The following is an 18,018-nucleotide window of genomic DNA, read 5'->3' as shown; positions in this document are numbered from 1 at the left end:
TTCGGCGTGAGACAGCGGCGAGGGGCGGCGTCCATCCCTTCGGGATGAGACTCGATGTCGTCAGCGGGGCGGCTGCAGTCATGCTGGTCGAGTAGCCCCGGAGGGGCGTATCGAGACCCGGCGTCGTCAGCAGGACGGGTCTGCAGACTCGGCTTCTGACGATGGTGGATCTCGATACGCCCGCTGCGCGGGCTACTCGATCAGCATGGGGGCACCCGCGGAGCGGGTGTCCACCGGGGGAGGGGCGAGCGTGGGGGCGGCTGTCAACGCCCCGGACGGCGGCGGGCGGCGCGTCTAGCGTGGAGGGCATGGCCGAACGACTCCGCTCCAGTGTCAGTCCGTACCTCCGCTCGCACGCCGACAACCCGGTGGACTGGTGGCCGTGGGGGGAGGAGGCGTTCGCCGAGGCGGTGCGCCGGGACGTGCCGGTGCTGGTGTCGATCGGGTACGCGACCTGCCACTGGTGCCACGTGATGGCGCGGGAGTCGTTCTCGGATCCGGTGCTCGCGGCGCGGCTGAACGACGGGTTCGTGGCGGTCAAGGTGGACCGCGAGGAGCATCCGGACGTCGACACCGCCTATCTGACGGCGGCGAGTGCGTTCACGCGGAATCTGGGCTGGCCGCTGACGGTGTTCACGACTCCGGCCGGGGAGACGTTCTACGCGGGGACGTACTTCCCGCCGCGGGCCGTCGGCGGGGTGCCGGCGTTCTCGGACGTGCTCGACGCGGTGTCGGAGGCGTGGCGGCTGCGGCGCGACGAGGTGCAGGCGACGGCGGGGTCGCTGAGCGCGGCGCTGCGGGAGGCGACGGCGGTGGTGCCCACGGGAGACGCGCTCCCGGACGACGCGGCGCTCGCGGCGGCCGTAGGGGCGCTGGCCACGGAGGAGGACCGGGTGCACGGCGGGTTCGGCGGGGCGCCGAAGTTCCCGGTGGCGCCGGTGCTCGGGTTCCTGGCGTCACGGGACGACGGCGCGGAGCTGGCCGAGCGGACACTGCTGACGCTGGCGGGCTCGCCGCTGCGGGATCGCGACGGCGGCTTCTTCCGCTACGCCACCCGCGAGGACTGGAGCGATCCGCACTACGAACGGATGCTCTACGACAACGCCCAGCTGCTCGACGTGGCGGCGGTGCTGCTCGGGCGCGAGGGCACCGACCGGGAGGCGCTCGCCGGGGTGGCGGAGGGCGTCGCGTCGTTCCTGCTGGCGACGCTGCGGCGGCCGAGCGGCGGCTTCGCCAGCGCACAGGACTCGGAGAGCGTCATCGACGGGCAGCGCTCGGAGGGCGGCTACTACCTCGCCGAGGACCGCACGGATCTGACCCCGCCCGCGCTCGACGAGAAGGTCGTCACCGGCTGGAACGGGCTGGCGATCGGAGCGCTCGCGCGAGCCGGGCGGGCCCTGGGCCGGGAGGACTGGATCGCTGCCGCGCGCGACGCCGCCGATCTCCTCCTGGAGCGGCACCTCGTCGACGGGCGCGTCGGCGTCCGCGCCTCGCTCGGCGACTCCGTCTCCGCCGCGCGCCCGGCGCTGGAGGACCTCGGCATGCTCGCCGGCGGGCTGTTGCAGCTGGCGCTCGCCGAGGGGACGCCCCGCTCCGCGCTCGTCGCCCGGACGCTGATCGACGAGGCGCTGGACGCGGCCGCGTCCTGGCCGCCGTTCGCGCTGCCCGGAGGTGGGGACCCGGCGCTCACCGCGCGCGGGCTGCTGCTGGCGGCGGATCCGTCCGAGGGCGCCTACCCCTCGGGGCTCTCGGCGGCGGCCGACGCGGCCCACGTGCTGTACCTCCTGACGGGGGAGCGGCGCTACCGGGAGGCGGCGGAGGTCGTGGTCGCGGGCATCGGGCCGGGGGCACTCGGGCAGCCGATGGGGTTCGGCGGGGTCCTCGCGCTCGCCGGGCGCCTCGCGCGGCCGGTCACGCAGCTGGTCGTCGTCGTGCCGGACGACGGCTCCCGGGCGCAGCTGCAGCGCGGCGCCCGGGAGACCGGGCTGGGCGTGCTCGCGGTGGTGAGCGACGACGCGGCGGCCGAGTGGGCCCGCGCGGGCTTCGAGCTCTTCGAGGGCCGGACGTCGCGCGACGGCCTGCCGACGGCCTACTCCTGCGAGGCCTTCGTCTGCGCGCTGCCGACGACCGAGCTCCCGGAGGAGCTGCTCACGCGGCCGTGACGACGAGCGGGGCGTCGGGGTCGGCGGCCCACTCGTTGAGCGAGCCGTCGTAGACGACCGCGGTGTCGACGCCGAGGACGGCGAGGGCGAGCGCGTCGGCCGTCGCGGCGATCCCGCCCGCGCAGTACAGGACGATCCGCTCGGCCTGGAGCGACTCGCCGAAGAGCGCCCGCAGCCGCTCCGGCGGCAGGAGCGTGTTGTCCTCGCGGTCGACCAGTCGCACGGCCGGGACGCTGACCGAGCCGGGGAGGTGGCCGAGCCGCGGCCGGCGCCCCTGCTCGCCGGTGAACTCCCTCGGCGGCACGGCGCAGACCAGGGCGCCCGGCTCCTCGCCGCGGACGACGCGCTCGACGCCGGCCTTGTCGATCCAGAGCGGGCGCTCGGGGCGCACGGTGATGCCCGCGGCGGTCCGCGGCTCGACGTGACCGGTCTCGATCGGGCGCTCCTCCCGCCGCCAGGCGCTGAGTCCGCCGTCGAGCACCGCGACCGCGTCGTGCCCGGCGGCGCGCAGGAGCCACCACAGGCGCGACGCCCACTGGCCGACCGCGGAGTCGTAGACGACGACCACCGAGTCGTCGTCGATGCCGAGGGCGGCCGTCGCCGCGGCGAAGCGCTCGGGATCGAGCCGGGTGAAGGGGAGGGACGCCTCCGGATCCGAGAGCTGCGCGAGCAGGTCGCCGAAGACCGCACCGGGCACGTGGCCCTCGAGGAGGTACTGCTCGTCGCCGCCGAGGTAGCCGGGCCGGCCGTCGAAGCCGGTCACCAGCAGGACGCTCGCGTCGACCACGACGAGGTGCTCGCGGCCGAGCTGGTCGGCCAGCCACTGGGTCGAGACGATCGGCCGGGCGAGGTAGGGGGCTGCAGTGCTGCTCACCTGCACCACGCTAGGCGCGACCCCCGACGCTCCGCAGGCCAGTGCGTCATCGTGGTTCATCCGGCGTCACAGTCGGCTCGGCGCGGCCGTCCCTCCTGCGGTACCGACCGCCGCGCTCAGCACTCGATGACGTTGACCGCGAGACCGCCCTCGCTGGTCTCCTTGTACTTCGAGGACATGTCGATGCCGGTCTGCCGCATCGTCTCGATCACGGTGTCGAGCGAGACCCGGTGCGTCCCGTCGCCGTGCAGCGCCAGCCGCGCCGCGCTGACCGCCGTCGAGGCCGCGATCGCGTTGCGCTCGATGCACGGGATCTGCACCAGCCCGCCGACGGGGTCGCAGGTCAGCCCGAGGTGGTGCTCCATCGCGATCTCGGCCGCGTTCTCCACCTGCCGCGGGGTCCCGCCGAGCACCGCGCACAGCGCGCCCGCCGCCATCGCGCAGGCCGAGCCGACCTCGCCCTGGCAGCCGGCTTCCGCGCCGGAGATCGACGCGTTGGTCTTGCAGAGCGAGCCGATCGCCGTCGCGGTGAGCAGGAACCGCCGGATGCCCGCGCGGTCCGCCCCGGGCACGAAGCGGAGGTAGTGGTGCGCGACGGCCGGGATGATGCCCGCCGCCCCGTTCGTCGGCGCCGTGACGACGCGCCCGCCGGCCGCGTTCTCCTCGTTGACCGCGAGGGCGAACGCGTGCAGCCACTCCACCGAGGTCGCCCGCGCGCGGTCCAGCGGGTCGTCCTCGAAGGCCTCGAGCCGGCCGCGCAGGACGGAGGCGCGGCGCTGCACGCCCAGACCGCCGGGCAGGACGCCCTCGGTCGCCAGGCCGTGCTCGACGCAGGCCGCCATCGCGTCCCAGATCGCGTCCAGCCGCGCGTCGACGTCGAGGCCGGGGTGCAGCGCCCGCTCGTTCGCGGCGGCGATCTCGTCGATGCTCGAGCGGGTCCGGTCGCAGGTCGCGAGCAGGTCGAGCGCGGAGACGAAGGGGTAGGGGTGCGGAGCGAGTGAGGCCAGCTCGGCGCGCTCGCCGGCCCGGCGGATGAAGCCGCCGCCGATCGAGTAGTAGGTCTCCTCCCACTCGGGCAGCGCCGCGTCGCCGAGCCAGACGCTGAACGTCAGGGCGTTGGGGTGCTCGGGCAGCCGGGTGCGCGGCTCGAAGGCGATGTCGTCGCGCGTCATCGGCAGGCGCGCCTCGCCCGCGAGCGCGATCGCGCCGTCCTCGTCGAGCCGCCGCCACGCTCCGCGGACCTCCTCCGGGTCGCAGGTCTCCGGGTGCAGCCCGGACAGACCGGCGACGATCGCGTCCGGCGTCCCGTGGCCGATGCCCGTGGAGCCGAGCGAGCCGTAGAGCGTGCAGACCACGCGGCTCACCCGGTCGAGCAGCCCGGCGTCCCGCAGCCGCTCGGCGAGGGCCAGGGCCGCCCGCATCGGGCCGACCGTGTGCGAGCTGGAGGGGCCGATCCCCACGCTGAACAGGTCGAAGGCGGAGACGTATGCACTCATCTCCCGAGACTACGCCTCACGCGCGGAACGGGGCGGGCGCCCGATCGAGCGCCCGCCCCCTGTGGTTCCGAGTACCGGAACCGAGGTCCCGAGGGTCAGAACTCGCAGTGCACGTGGTCCGAGTGGCCCGCGTCGCCGGGGCCGAGCGTGAGCGTCGCGCCCATCTCGGCGCAGGCGTTCTGGATCGCCTGGTGGTCGGCGCCCTCGTAGACCCGCACGCCGTCGATCAGGTCGATGTCGACCGCGTCGCCGGTGTAGTGGCCGGAGCCGGTGGAGTGGTCCTCACCCGCGATGGAGGTGACCCGCAGGGTGTGGCCGTACTGCGTGTTCAGCTTCAGCAGCGCGTCGAGCATGGCCGGGTTCAGCGCGACCGAGGTCACTCCGGCGTCGCCCTCGGGGCTCGTCTTCGCCGGCTGGCCGGCGGCCGTGTCGCGGATGTTCGCGAGCGAGGTGGAGGCGGCGTCCGAGCCGAGCTCGTAGAGCTCGATCCCCGGGTTGTCGAGGATCGCCTGCGCGGTCGCGGCGGCGTCGCCCGACGGGGGAGGCGTGGTGCCGCCGCCGGTCCCGGCGATCAGGGCCTTCCAGGTGGCCGGCCCGACGATGCCGTCGGCGGTCAGTCCCGCAGTGCCCTGGAAGCTCTGGACCGCGGCGGTGGTCGCCGCGCCGAACGCGCCGTCGACCGCGACGGACGCGCCGTTCGCGTTCAGCTGCGTCTGGACCGCGCTGACCGCGTCTCCGGAGGCACCGCTCTGCACGGTCACCGTCAGCGCGCCCCAGGTGGCCGCGCCGATCACGCCGTCGGCCGCGAGGCCCGCGCCGGACTGGAAGGAGGTGACCGCCGACTGCGTGCCGGCGCCGAACGCGCCGTCGACCGCGAGCGACTGGCCGGAGGAGCGGAGCAGGTACTGCGCGGTGGTCACGTCCTCCCCGGTCGAGCCGGAGGAGAGGACGGGCCAGTCGGCCGCCTGAGCGCTGGTCGCGGTCCCGACGCTGACGCCGAAGGCGAGCAGCAGGGCGGTGACGACGGCGAGGACGCGGGCGCCGATGCTCCGCCGGTGCCGGGCCTCGGGGGCCGCCGTGCTGGTGGTCGTGCTGATCTCCGTCGTGCTGATCTCTGTCGTGCTCATGATCCTCATCCCTCGCTCTCGACGGCCTCGCGCGCCAGGGTCTCCCACTGCGCGTAGGCGTCCGGGTAGGCGGAGACCTGCACGGCCTGCGCCGCCTCGGTCACCGACATCGACTCCCAGCCGGCGATGTCCGTCAGGCCGGTGTTCGTGGTGGGGCTGTTCGCCGCCCCGTAGAACGCCCTCGAGGCGTAGACCGGGTCGACGAGATCGGCCGCGTCGCCCCAGCCCGCCGACGGGCGCTGCTGGAACAGGCCGACCGAGTCGCGGTCGCCACCGGAGAGGTTCCGCAGTCGCGACTCCTGCATCGCCGTGGCGATGGCGACGACCCAGCCGTACTCGGGGACGCCGGCCGTCTTGCCCTCGGCGATGATCGTGCGGATGTTCGCGAGCTGCTCCTCGCTGAGGGTCGCGAACGTCTCGCCCGGCTGGCCCGGGTCGGGCGTGGTGCCCGAGCCGGTGCCGACCAGCGACTGCCAGGTCTGCGGTCCGACGACGCCGTCGACGGTCAGCCCGGCCGCCGACTGGACGCTCTTCACGGCGGCGAGGGTCGCGGCGCCGAACGCGCCGTCGACCGTGAGGCTCGCGCCGACCTTGTTCAGCTGCACCTGGAGCGCGCTGACCGCCTCGCCGGAGTCGCCCGAGGACACCGTCGTGATCAGGGCGGCCCAGGTCTGCGCGCCGACGATGCCGTCGGCGGAGAGGCCGCGCGCGCTCTGGAAGGAGATCACCGCGGCGGCGGTGGCGGGGCCGAAGACGCCGTCGGCGTCCACGGAGGCGCCGGCGGCGTTCAGCAGGTGCTGCACGGTTCGGGCGTTGGCGCTGTTCTCGCCCTCGGCGACGACGGGCCAGGCGGCGGCCGAGGCAGCAGCGGCGCTGACCGGTGCCTCGGCGGCGAAGACCGCAGGTGCCGTGGCGACCGACCCGAAGGCGAGGGCGCCGCAGGCGAGCCCTGCGATCAGGAGGCGCCTCGGGCGCTGGGCGACTGGAGTGGGACGGGTGGTTCTCATCGTTTCGTACACCTCTTCGTGGCCGCCGGGCGGCCGGATTCGTTGTCACGATCGGCGGAGTTCGCTTCTCCCTTGCCCGTCCTGCCTACTCCTGTCGCTGTCACGGATCCGGGGACGCGGAGGGGTCGCCCAGAGAGCGCCCACGCGATGCGGAGGAGACTCCGACTCGAGGGGGAGGTGCTCACTGGACGGCAGGAGGATCCTTCGCCGATGGGCTACGACGTCCCGCGCCGCGCGACACGCCCGGGTTGCACGGCACCAGCGGCACTGCTGGCTTCGGCGGGCGCGCCACCGGAGTGCGCACCCCCGACGCCCGGAAGGAGCAGCCCGTGACCGCGAATCGATCGACCCGAGACGAGCTGCTCGTCGCCGATCGCCCCCGCGCCCTCGTCGGCACGGTCGAGCTCGAACGCTCGAAGCGCGATCTCGCGAACCTCCAGCCCGGCGTCGTCCGGCACCCCTAGGCATCCGCCGCGGGCTCCCGGACGACGTCGTCTCGGGGCCCTCGTGCGTCGGCACTCCTCTGCAGGGGAGGGGCCTCGCGGTCGGCTCGCGGCATCCCGCCGCCCCGAGCGCGTCCCACCCCGATCCCGGCGACCGCCGGGCCTTCACGAGAGGAAGGACCATGCAGAGAATCACGGAGCGGCTCGTCTCCTGGGCGAGCATCCTGGACGACAACGCGCGGCAGCAGGCGCTCACCGCGTCCGAGATGCCGTTCATCCACCCCCACCTGGCGCTGATGCCCGACGCCCACCTCGGACTCGGAGCGACGGTCGGCTCGGTCATCCCGACCCTCGGCGCGCTCATCCCGGCGGCCGTGGGCGTCGACATCGGCTGCGGCATGATCGCCGTCCGCACGCAGTTCTCCCGGAGCGACCTCGCCGGCCGCGACCTGGGCGAGCTGCGGCGGCAGATCGAGCGGGCGGTGCCGCTGTCGGCCGGCGCGGCGAATCGCAAGGTCGCCGCGACCGCCGAGCCGCGAGTGGCCGAGCTGGAGGCGCTCGCCGTCGAGGCGGGCTTCGACCCGGCGCGCTCGGCGAAGCACTGGCGGCTGCAGGTCGGCTCGCTCGGCAGCGGCAACCACTTCATCGAGGTGAGCGTCGACGAGACCGACGCGGTCTGGCTGTTCCTGCACTCCGGCTCGCGAGGCGTGGGCAACCGGATCGCGACGGCGCACATCCGGGTCGCCCGCGAGTACTGCGAGCGGCACTGGATCGCGCTGCCGCACCCCGACCTCGCCTACCTGGTCGAGGGGACGGAGCAGTTCGACCGCTACGTCGCCGAGCTGCGCTGGGCGCAGCGGTTCGCGCTGCTCAACCGCGAGGAGATGATGGACCGGGTGATCCGCCAGCTCGCCGAGTGGAGCGGCGTCGCGGTCCAGGAGCGGGAGCGGATCAACTGCCACCACAACTTCACCGAGAAGGAGCGCCACTTCGGCCGCGACGTCTGGGTGAGCCGGAAGGGCGCGATCCAGGCCGACGCCGGACGGCCGGGGCTCATCCCCGGCTCGATGGGGACCGCCTCGTACGTGGTGGTGGGGCGCGGTGACGCGATGTCGCTGAACTCGTCGCCGCACGGCGCCGGCCGCGAGTACTCCCGGTCGGCGGCGCGGAAGACCTTCAGCCGCGAGCAGCTGCGCGAGGCGATGGCCGGCATCGAGTACCGCGACACCGACGCCTTCCTCGACGAGATCCCGCCGGCCTACAAGCCGATCGACCGGGTGATGGCCGATGCGGCCGACCTCGTCGAGATCCGGCACACCCTCCGCCAGCTCGTCAACGTGAAGGGCGACTGACCCCCTCCGCGAGATGCCACTTGTGCGCGCGACACGCCGTGGAAAGCGTGCACAAGTGGCATCTCGGGGCAGGAGGGGCGCGTCAGCGCAGGGTCTTGCGGGAGGTGATCTGGCCGGTGTCGAAGCCGAGGAGGTGCAGGCCGCCGTGGAAGCGGGCGTGCTCGACCTTGAGGCAGCGGTCCATCACCACGGTGAGGCCCTTCGACTCGCCGTACTCGGCGGCCTCCTGGTTCCAGATGCCGAGCTGCACCCACACCGTCGGCGCGCCGATGGCGACGACGTCGTCGATGACGGACGGGATGTCGCTGGCCTTGCGGAAGACGTCGACGATGTCCGGAACCACCGGGAGGTCCGCGAGGCTCTTGTAGACCGGCTGCCCCAGGATCTCCTTCGCGTTCGGGTTCACGAAGTACAGCTCGTAGTCGCTCGACTGCTGCAGATAGGTCGACACGAAGTAGGAGGAGCGCGCCGGGTTCGGCGAGGCGCCGACGATCGCGACGGTCTTCGCGCGCCGGAGGATGTCCAGCCGCTTCTTCGCGTCCGGCCCGACCCAGGTGCGCTGCGACTTGAGCAGCTTCGCCAGGGGCGAATTCGTCGGCACGGAGCAGCTGAGCCCGTTCGACAGGTGCGCGACGACGGTGTCGTCGGCCTCGGTGGTCGCGGCGGTGTCGGCAGCGATGGCGGTGTCGCTCATGGTCAGACCTCCACGGTCGGGGAGTCGATGGTCACCGAGACGTCGTCGGGCAGCTCGGTCGGTGCGTCCGGCGTGCCGTGCTCCTCGACCGCGCGGGTGAGCGCCTGATCGAGGTCGTAGATGATGTCGTCCGCGTCCTCGATGCCGACCGAGAGCCGGACGAGGCCCGGCAGCACCCCGGCGTGCAGCAGCTGCTGCTCCGTGAGCTGCGCGTGCGTCGTCGAGGCGGGGTGGATCACCAGCGTCTTCGCGTCGCCGATGTTGGCGAGGTGGCTGGCGAGGTCGACCGACTCGATGAAGGTCTGGCCGACGGCGCGACCGCCCTTGACCACGAAGCTGAAGACCGAGCCGGGGCCCTGGGGCAGGTACTTCTGCGCGCGCTCGTGGTGCGGGTGCGCGGGCAGGCCGGCCCAGTAGACCTCCTCGATCCGCGGGTCGGCGTCGAGCCACTCCGCGACGCGGCGGGCGTTGTCGACGTGCGCCTGGATCCGGTAGGGCAGCGTCTCGACGCCCTGCGCGAGCAGGAAGGCCGAGTGCGGGGCGAGGACCGGGCCGATGTCGCGCAGCTGCTCGGCGCGGAGGCGCGTGAGGAAGCCGTACTCGCCGAAGTTGCCGTCCCAGGAGAGACCGCCGTAGGACGCGACGGCGTCGTGCAGCAGCGGGAACTTCTCCTGCGAGTAGTGGAAGCGCCCCGACTCGACGACGACGCCGCCGAGCGTGGTGCCGTGCCCGCCGAGGAACTTGGTGGCCGAGTGGATGACGATGTCGGCGCCCCACTCGATCGGGCGGACGAGGTACGGCGTCGCGACGGTCGAGTCGATGATCAGCGGGATGCCGGCGGCGTGCGCGACGGCGGCCAGGCCCTCGATGTCGGCGATCTCGCCGGAGGGGTTCGCGATCGTCTCGGCGTAGAGGACCTTGGTCTTGTCGGTGATCGCCGCGGCGTAGTCGGCCGGGTCGCTCGACTGCACGAAGGTGGTCTCGACGCCGAAGCGCCGCAGTGTCACGTCGAGCTGAGTGATCGAGCCGCCGTAGAGGTTGGCGGAGGAGACGACGTGGTCGCCCGCGCCGACCAGCGCCGCGAAGGTGATGAACTGCGCCGACAGGCCGGAGGCGGTCGCGACGGCGCCGAGGCCGCCCTCGAGGCTCGCGACCCGCTCCTCGAACGAGGCGACGGTGGGGTTGGAGAGCCGGGAGTAGATGTTCCCGTACTTCTGCAGCGCGAACCGCGCCGCCGCGTCGGAGGTGTCGTCGAAGACGAACGCGCTCGTCTGGTAGATCGGCAGCGCTCGCGCGCCCGTCACCGGGTCGGGGATGTTGCCGGCGTGGATTGCCCGCGTCTTGAAGCCGTACTCGCGATCTGCCATGCGATCGACGCTAGCGGGCGCCGCCGACACCGGGCCGCCGGAGCGACGCATCCCGTAACAGTCCCAGGCTCCGAGCACTCGAAGCGTCGCGCCGCGACGACTGTCACAGCGTCGCGTGCACCGCCGCCAGCGACATCACGGCGATCGCGAACCAGGACGCGAGCGCGACGACCAGCGCCCGCCAGCCGGTCGTCAGCAGCGCCCGCAGCCGCACACCGCTCCCGAGCGCGAAGAGCGCCGCCGCCAGCAGCCAGGTCTGCGCCGTGTCCGCCGCGACCAGCACGCCCTCCGGCAGCGGCAGCAGCGTCCGCAGCAGCACCGCCGCGAGGAAGCCGACCACGAACAGCGGCACGATCGCGGGTCGCGGTCCTCCCGCGTCTCCGCCGCGTCGCGTCACGGCAGCGGCCACCGCCACCATCGGCGCGAGCATCACCACGCGGGTCAGCTTCACGACCACCGCGATCGCGAGGGCCGACGCCCCCGCGACCTGCGCCGTCGCGACCACCTGGCCGACGTCGTGCACCGACGCTCCGACCCAGTGCCCGAACTGCACGTCCGTGAGGCCGAGCGGATACCGCAGCGCGGGCAGCACCGCGATCGCGAGGGTGCCGCAGAGGGTGACCAGCGCGACCGGCACCGCCTGCTCCTCCTCCTTCGCCCGGGTCGCACCGGCCATCGCGCCGATCGCCGAGGCCCCGCAGATCGAGAAGCCCGCGGCGAGCAGCAGCGGCTCGCGGCCGGGCAGGCGCAGCGCCCGCCCGAGGCCGTAAGTCAGCCCGAAGGTCGCGAGCACGATCGCGACGACGATCAGGATCGCTCCCCAGCCGAGCGCGGCGATGTCGACGAGCGAGAGCTTCAGCCCCAGCAGGACGATGCCTGTGCGCATCAGCGTGCGCGAGGAGAACTTGAGCCCCGGTGCCAGCCGGCCGCTCAGCAAGGGACGGGCTGCCGGCAGCTGTGCGACCAGGATCCCGAGCGCCACGGCGGCCGTCAGCATCGGCACGGCGGGGACCGCCAGGTGCACCGCGAAGGCCAGGACCGCGGCGGCCGCGCAGGCCGCGAGTCCGGGCCCGATCCGGGCGATCAGACCCATGAGGGCAGCCACATGTGCGCCTGCCAGAACGAGAAGGACGTCTGCTGCCCGGTCCACAGCGGATAGAAGTAGGCGGTCAGGGCCGCCGCGAGCACCACGAAGATCAGCACGATCACGATGCCGCGCGTGCGTCTGCCGCGCTCGTCACCGCGCTTCCCGATCACCACCCCGGCCGTCAGGGCGAGCGCCAGCATCATGTAGGGCTCGAAGACGACGCAGTAGAACTGGAAGACGGTGCGGTCCAGGTACAGCATCCAGGGCAGGTACCCGGCGACGATGCCCATCAGCACGAAGCCGGCGCGCCACTCCCGGTAGCGCGCGAGCCGGTAGAGCAGGTAGACCAGCGCGAGCACGCCGGCGTACCAGATCAGCGGGTTCGCGACCGAGGTGATCGCCTCGTCGCAGCGCACCGCCGCGCAGCCGTCGACCCCGGTCGCCTGGTCGACGAAGTACATGCTCGTCGGCCGCAGCATCAGCAGCCAGGTCAGCGGGTTCGCCTCGTACGGGTGCGTGGCGCGCAGATTGATCGAGTAGTCGTACATCTGCACGTGGTAGTGCCAGAGGCTCTGCGCCCAGTCCGGCACCCAGGCGAGCGCGCCGGTCCAGGCGTTGCCCGGCGCCTCCGTCGCCCACTGCCGCGCCCAGCCGCCCGAGGTGCGCAGCCAGCCGAGCCAGGTGCCGAGGTAGGCGATCAGCGCGATCGGCACGACCAGGAGGAAGGTGACCGGCCCCTGCTTGAGGATCGCGCCGCTGACCCAGAACGGCACGCCCGCGCGCCGGCGCAGCAGTGCGTCGACGACGACCGCGTAGACGCCGTAGGCGGCGAGGAAGTAGATGCCCGTCCACTTCACGCCCGCGGCGAGGCCGAAGATCAGACCGGCGGTCAGCAGCCAGGGCCGCCACCAGAGCACCGGTCCCCAGCTCGGCAGGTCGCCCGCGGCGACCTTCACGGCCATCCGCTCCTCGGCCCAGCGCCGGTCGAGCAGGATCGCGGCGACACCGCAGAGGGCGACGAACATCAGGATGCCGTCGAGCAGCGAGACCCGCGACATCACGATCGCGTGGCCGTCGATCGCGAGCAGCAGGCCGGCGAGCGAGGCGAGGAAGGTGGAGCGGAAGAGCAGCTTCCCGATCACGATCACGAGGGCGACCGCGAGGATGCCGACGATCGCGGTGGCGAGGCGCCAGCCGACGCTGTCGTCCGCGCCGAGCAGGCCCATCCCGAGCCCGATGATCCACTTGCCCAGCGGCGGGTGCACCACGAAGGACGGCGCTCCGGTGAAGACGTCGACGGCGCCGGTGGCGAAGCCCGGGTCGGGGTTCTCCGGCCAGGCGCCCTCGAAGCCGAGGTTCCAGAGGGTCCAGGCGTCCTTGACGTAGAAGGTCTCGTCGAAGACCAGCGAGCGCGGGTGCCCGAGGTTCCAGAGGCGGAGCACGGCGGCGACCACGACGACGAGGATCGGCAGCCCCAGCTCCCAGAGCCGGCGGCGCGCGGTGGTCGCGACGAGGCGGTCGTGCACGTCGTCGAACCAGGAGCCGCGGGGCAGATCCGGCGCGCTCTCGCGCACGCGCGTCGTCGGGGCGCTCTCGGCGGTGCTCGCGGCAGTGACGCCGGCGGTGCTCCCGTCCGCGGGCCCGACCGGCACGGCGCGCGAGGCCCCCGCGGAGTCGAGGAGCAGGTCGTCGAAGTCGCGCTGCGGTCGGTCCGTCACCCGGCCATGCTAACGGCGCGCGGATCCGCCGCCGGGCCGTGTTCGGCCGCCGACGCGCGCCGACTGGGAGGATGGACGGATGATCATCCTGGCCGGCACGCCCATCGGCAATCTCGGCGACGCGACGCGGAGGCTCGTCGAGGCGCTCGAGAGCACCCGGCACATCGCCGCCGAGGACACCCGCGTCACCATCCAGCTGCTCCGCGCCCTCGGGATCGAGAACCGCCCGCAGCTCTACGCCCTGCACGACCACAACGAGCGCGAGCGCTCCGCCGAGCTGGTCGAGCTCGCCCGCGAGGAGGACCTCCTCGTCCTCAGCGACGCCGGCATGCCGACCGTCTCGGACCCGGGCTACCACCTCGTCGAGACCGCCGTCGCCGCCGGTGTCCGCGTGACCGCCCTGCCCGGCCCGTCGGCCGTGCTGATGGCGCTCGCCGTCTCGGGCCTGCCGACCGACCGCTTCAGCTTCGAGGGCTTCCTGCCGCGCAAGCACGGCGAGCGGGTCACGCTGTTCCGCTCCCTCGTCGACGAGCGCCGGACGATGGTCTTCTTCGAGTCGCCGCACCGCATCGGCGACTCCCTCGCCGATCTGGTCGAGGCGATGGGCCCCGAGCGCCGGGTCGTGGTCTGCCGCGAGCTGACCAAGATGTTCGAGGAGGTCCGCCGCGGTACGGCGGCCGAGCTCGCCGAGTGGGCGGCCGACGGCGTCCGCGGCGAGATCTGCCTGGTGGTCGAGGGCGCTCCCGAGCGCGAGTCCTCCCTCGAGGACGGGCTCGCCGACGTGCTCGAGCGGGTCGCGGCGGGCGCGCGGCTCAAGGAGGCGTCGGCCGAGGTCGCGGAGATCACCGGCCTGTCCAAGCGCGCGCTCTACGAGGCGGCCCTCGCGTCCCGTCGCGGCTGAGCCCGAGCCCTGGTGGCGTCCGGCACCGCTCCGTCACACAGCGGGAGGCCCCGGCGGCGAACCCTAGGATGGTCGCCATGTCCGACGGCGCCTCCTTCTATCTCACGACCCCGATCTTCTACGTGAACGACGTCCCCCACATCGGGCACGCGTACACCGAGGTCGCCGCCGACGTCCTCACCCGCTGGCACCGCCAGGCGGGCGACGACACCTGGCTGCTGACCGGGACCGACGAGCACGGCCAGAAGATCCTGCGCACCGCCACCGCGAACGGGACGACCCCGCAGGAGTGGGCCGACCGGCTCGTGCAGAACTCGTGGAAGCCGCTGCTGTCGACGATCGACATCGCCAACGACGACTTCATCCGGACCACGGAGCAGCGCCACGAGGTCAACGTGCAGAAGTTCCTGCAGAAGCTCTACGACGAGGACGCGATCTACACCGGCGAGTACGAGGGCTACTACTGCGTGGGCTGCGAGGAGTACAAGCAGCTCTCCGACCTCGACGAGGGCACCGGCGAGTACGAGGGCCAGTACGTCTGCAAGATCCACTCGAAGCCGGTCGAGCTGCTCAAGGAGAAGAACTACTTCTTCAAGATGAGCGAGTACACCGAGCGCCTGCTCGCGCTCTACGAGGAGCGCCCCGACTTCGTGCAGCCCGAGTCGGCGCGCAACGAGGTCGTCAGCTTCGTGCGCCAGGGCCTCGCCGACCTCTCGATCTCGCGCTCGAGCTTCGACTGGGGCGTCAAGGTGCCCTGGGACGACTCGCACGTCGTCTACGTCTGGTTCGACGCGCTGCTGAACTACATCACCGCCGTCGGCTACGGCCAGGACGAGGCGGAGTTCGAGCGCCGCTGGCCGGCGACCCACATCGTCGGCAAGGACATCCTCCGCTTCCACGCGGTGATCTGGCCCGCGATGCTGATGGCCGCCGGGCTCGACGTCCCCAAGCAGGTCTTCGGCCACGGCTGGCTGCTGGTCGGCGGCGAGAAGATGTCGAAGTCGAAGCTCACCGGAATCGCACCGGAGCAGATCACCGACACCTTCGGCTCGGACGCGTTCCGCTACTACTTCATGAGGGCGATCACCTTCGGCCAGGACGGCTCCTTCTCCTGGGAGGACCTCGCGGCGCGGTACCAGGCCGAGCTCGCCAACGGCTTCGGCAACCTCGCCTCGCGGGTCATCGCGATGCTGCACCGCTACTACGACGGCGTCGTGCCCGAGCCCTCGGCACTGACCGAGGCGGAGGAGCGCGTGCAGGCGACGGTCGCGGAGGCGGCGGCCGCGGCCGACCGCTCGATCGAGACCCTCGCGATCCACGACGCGATCACCGCCGTCTGGACGATCGTCGACGAGCTCAACGGCTACATCACCGAGCAGGAGCCGTGGGCCCTGGCCAAGAAGGACGAGCGCGAGCGCCTCGGCACCGTGCTCTACACGGCGTCGGAGGGGCTGCGCGCCCTGGCCGTGCTGCTCTCGCCGGTCGTGCCCCGCGCGACCACGGCGCTCTGGGAGGCGCTCGGCGTGCAGGACGCGCTCGGCGCACTCACCGCCCAGCCGCTGCGCGCGGCGGGGGAGTGGGGGCAGCTGCCCGTCGGCACCACCGTCGGCACCCTCGCCCCGCTCTTCCCCCGCATAGAGGTCCCGGAGTCCTGACCCGTCCGCGCCGCTGATCGCGGAGCCCACTCCGCGGGCGCCTTCATGCAGGAGGAGCCCGCTGCGCGGGCGCCGATATGTTGATCGAGTAGCCCGCGCCGCGGGCGTATCGAGATCCACCGTGTGCAGGCGCGGGTTCTCCATCCGCCCGCCGAGGCTCCGCCGCCCCGCCCCGGTAGCCTGGACGCATGACCGACAGCCAGCACGTCCGCGCCCGTGAGAACACGTCCGGCCGTGACCTGACGTACCCGCCGCTGCCCGAGGCGCTCGTCGTCCCCGTCTACGACAACCACACCCACCTCGAGATCAGCGACGGCCTCGAGCCCCTGGACTACCGGGAGCAGCTCGACCGCGCCTCCACGGTCGGCGTCCGCGGCGTCGTGCAGGTCGGCACCGACGTCGAGACCAGCCGCTGGTCGGCCGAGCGCGCCGCGTCCGAGCCGCGCATGCTCGCCGCCGTCGCCATCCACCCCAACGAGGCGCCGGCGCTCCAGGAGCGCGGCGAGCTCGACGACGCCCTCGCCGTCATCGCCGAGCTGGCCACCCAGCCGCGCGTCCGCGCCGTGGGCGAGACCGGCCTCGACTTCTTCCGCACCGGCGAGAGCGGCCGTGCAGCCCAGTTCCGCTCGTTCGAGGAGCACATCCGCATCGCGAAGGAGACCGGGATCGCGCTGCAGATCCACGACCGCGACGCGCACCGCGAGGTGATGGAGACCCTCCGCCGCGTCGGCGCCCCCGAGCGCACCGTCTTCCACTGCTTCTCCGGCGACGCCGAGATGGCGCGGATGTGCGCGGAGGAGGGCTGGTACCTCTCCTTCGCCGGCACCGTCTCGTTCAAGAACGCCGAGTCGCTGCGCGAGGCGCTGGTCGCCACTCCGCGGCACCTGATCCTCGTCGAGACCGACGCGCCGTACCTCACTCCGGAGCCGTTCCGCGGCCGCCCGAACGCGCCCTACCTGATCCCGCACACCCTCCGCTCGATGGCCGCGACGCTGGAGACCGACGTCGGTCACCTGGCCGCCACGATCGCGTCGAACACGGAGCAGGTCTACGGCGAGTGGGGCGGCGAGGTCGGCTCGGAGCCGTTGGAGCCGGTCGGACAGCTGGCGTGACCGGCCGGCACGCGGCGGAGGCGGCGGCCGAGGAGGTCGCCGTCCCGAAGCTGCTCGGACCCGCCGAGATCCGCGATCTCGCCCAGCTGCTCGACGTCACGCCGACGAAGAAGCTCGGCCAGAACTTCGTGCACGACGCCAACACCGTCCGCCGCATCGTCAAGCTCGCCCGCGTGGAGCGGGGCGAGAGCGTCGTCGAGATCGGCCCCGGCCTCGGCTCGCTCACCCTCGGCCTCCTCGAGGCCGGCGCCGGGGTCGTCGCCGTCGAGATCGACGGCCGGCTCGCGGAGCAGCTGCCCCGCACGGTCCAGCTGATGGCGCCCGCCGCCGACCTCACCGTGATCCGCGCGGACGCGATGAAGGTGCTCGAGCTGCCGGGCGAGCCCGTGCGGCTCGTCGCGAACCTCCCGTACAACATCTCGGTGCCGGTGCTGCTGCACTTCCTCGAGCACTTCCCGAGCATCCGCTCCGGCGTGGTGATGGTGCAGTCCGAGGTCGGCCTCCGCCTCGCGGCCGGCCCGGGCTCCAAGATCTACGGCGGCCCGAGCGTCAAGGCGTCCTGGTTCGGCTCGTTCACGACCGGCGGCACCGTGTCCCGGCAGATCTTCTGGCCAGTGCCCAACGTCGACAGCGTCCTCGTCTCGTTCGAGCGCGGCGAGGAGCCGGGCGACGAGACCCTGCGCCGCGCTGTCTTCGCGGTGGTCGACGCGGCGTTCGCGCAGCGGCGGAAGATGCTCCGCCAGTCGCTCGCCGCGCTCTTCGGCGACAGCACGGCCGCGATCGCCGCCCTCGAATCGGCCGGCGTGCCGCAGACGGCCCGCGGCGAGGAGCTCGACGTCGCGGCGTTCACCGCCCTCGGCCGGGCGCTCGACCCGGCGCGGGTGCCGGTCCGCGGTGGCGCGGTGCCAACTGCGACAGGGCCCGAGGACGACGGCGAGAGCGTCGACGAGGATGCCGGCGAGGCCGTCGACGAGAGCGCTCCCGCCGCGGACGAGCGCGGCTCCGCCACCCTGTAGCGTGGTC

General features: G+C 73.0%; 15 protein-coding genes. 7 read left to right on the top strand and 8 right to left on the bottom strand.

The features are described from left to right. Positions 1–308: 308 nt before the first annotated feature. On the top strand, positions 309–2,162 hold the full coding sequence (locus tag MT353_RS17500; protein WP_243625454.1) for a thioredoxin domain-containing protein: 1,854 nt from the start codon (positions 309–311) through the stop codon (positions 2,160–2,162). Here the strand turns inward: MT353_RS17500 and MT353_RS17495 are convergent. From MT353_RS17495 to MT353_RS17480, 4 genes are all read right to left on the bottom strand, one after another. Then, positions 2,149–3,036 carry a rhodanese-like domain-containing protein gene (locus tag MT353_RS17495; RefSeq protein WP_243625453.1) on the bottom strand — a complete coding sequence of 296 codons (888 nt, stop codon included), beginning with the start codon at positions 3,034–3,036 and terminating at the stop codon, positions 2,149–2,151. The two genes, MT353_RS17500 and MT353_RS17495, sit on opposite strands and share 14 nt — an antisense overlap. 116 nt (positions 3,037–3,152) lie before the next feature. Then, complete coding sequence (locus MT353_RS17490; protein WP_123733580.1) at positions 3,153–4,532, bottom strand: L-serine ammonia-lyase; 1,380 nt, start codon at positions 4,530–4,532, stop codon at positions 3,153–3,155. A gap of 95 nt (positions 4,533–4,627) precedes the next feature. After that, the gene (locus tag MT353_RS17485) at positions 4,628–5,659 is read right to left on the bottom strand and encodes a peptidoglycan-binding protein (RefSeq protein WP_243625452.1); all 1,032 of its coding nucleotides are present in this window, start codon (positions 5,657–5,659) and stop codon (positions 4,628–4,630) included. Between the two features lie 5 nt (positions 5,660–5,664). After that, entirely contained in the window at positions 5,665–6,666 is a 1,002-nt protein-coding gene (locus MT353_RS17480) for a peptidoglycan-binding protein (RefSeq protein ID WP_243625451.1), read from the bottom strand. Between the two features lie 329 nt (positions 6,667–6,995). Here MT353_RS17480 and MT353_RS21700 point away from each other — a divergent pair, with 329 nt between their 5' ends. Together MT353_RS21700 and MT353_RS17475 are read left to right on the top strand one after the other, a co-directional pair. Then, complete coding sequence (locus tag MT353_RS21700) at positions 6,996–7,130, top strand: hypothetical protein (protein WP_279400856.1); 135 nt, start codon at positions 6,996–6,998, stop codon at positions 7,128–7,130. Positions 7,131–7,291: 161 nt separating this feature from the next. Then, positions 7,292–8,461, top strand: a complete 1,170-nt coding sequence (locus MT353_RS17475) for an RtcB family protein (protein ID WP_243625450.1) — start codon at positions 7,292–7,294, stop codon at positions 8,459–8,461. Positions 8,462–8,543: 82 nt separating this feature from the next. On the opposite strand, the gene MT353_RS17470 is transcribed toward MT353_RS17475, so the two are convergent. From MT353_RS17470 to MT353_RS17455, 4 genes are all read right to left on the bottom strand, one after another. Further along, positions 8,544–9,155 carry a CoA-binding protein gene (locus MT353_RS17470; protein WP_308197535.1) on the bottom strand — a complete coding sequence of 204 codons (612 nt, stop codon included), beginning with the start codon at positions 9,153–9,155 and terminating at the stop codon, positions 8,544–8,546. A 2-nt stretch (positions 9,156–9,157) separates the two neighbouring features. Next, positions 9,158–10,522 (bottom strand): O-acetylhomoserine aminocarboxypropyltransferase/cysteine synthase family protein, encoded by a 1,365-nt coding sequence (locus tag MT353_RS17465; RefSeq protein WP_243625449.1) that lies wholly within the window; start codon positions 10,520–10,522, stop codon positions 9,158–9,160. 103 nt (positions 10,523–10,625) lie between these two features. After that, the gene (locus MT353_RS17460; protein ID WP_243625448.1) at positions 10,626–11,615 is read right to left on the bottom strand and encodes a YeiH family protein; all 990 of its coding nucleotides are present in this window, start codon (positions 11,613–11,615) and stop codon (positions 10,626–10,628) included. Beyond that, a complete protein-coding gene (locus MT353_RS17455; protein WP_243598490.1) occupies positions 11,606–13,327 on the bottom strand; it encodes a dolichyl-phosphate-mannose--protein mannosyltransferase in 1,722 nt (573 codons plus the stop codon). Before MT353_RS17455 ends, MT353_RS17460 begins: the two co-directional genes overlap by 10 nt. Positions 13,328–13,406: 79 nt before the next feature. On the opposite strand from MT353_RS17455, the gene rsmI reads away from it, so the two are divergent. The 4 genes from rsmI (at position 13,407) to rsmA (ending at position 18,011) form a co-directional block, all read left to right on the top strand. Next, positions 13,407–14,228 (top strand): 16S rRNA (cytidine(1402)-2'-O)-methyltransferase, encoded by an 822-nt coding sequence (gene rsmI, locus MT353_RS17450; protein WP_243625447.1) that lies wholly within the window; start codon positions 13,407–13,409, stop codon positions 14,226–14,228. A 77-nt stretch (positions 14,229–14,305) separates the two neighbouring features. After that, a complete protein-coding gene (gene metG, locus MT353_RS17445; protein ID WP_123737609.1) occupies positions 14,306–15,883 on the top strand; it encodes a methionine--tRNA ligase in 1,578 nt (525 codons plus the stop codon). A gap of 188 nt (positions 15,884–16,071) precedes the next feature. Continuing rightward, the gene (locus MT353_RS17440) at positions 16,072–16,995 is read left to right on the top strand and encodes a TatD family hydrolase (protein WP_243625446.1); all 924 of its coding nucleotides are present in this window, start codon (positions 16,072–16,074) and stop codon (positions 16,993–16,995) included. Next, positions 16,992–18,011, top strand: coding sequence for a 16S rRNA (adenine(1518)-N(6)/adenine(1519)-N(6))-dimethyltransferase RsmA (gene rsmA, locus MT353_RS17435; RefSeq protein WP_132437714.1), 1,020 nt, complete (start codon positions 16,992–16,994; stop codon positions 18,009–18,011). Before MT353_RS17440 ends, rsmA begins: the two co-directional genes overlap by 4 nt. Positions 18,012–18,018 lie beyond the last annotated feature (7 nt).

Origin of the sequence: Rathayibacter sp. VKM Ac-2927 (genome assembly GCF_022815525.1) — a bacterium.
Lineage (GTDB): Bacteria > Actinomycetota > Actinomycetes > Actinomycetales > Microbacteriaceae > Rathayibacter > Rathayibacter festucae.
The sequence above is the reverse complement of the archived record's forward strand: the minus strand, read 5'-3'. Positions and strand labels throughout refer to the sequence as shown.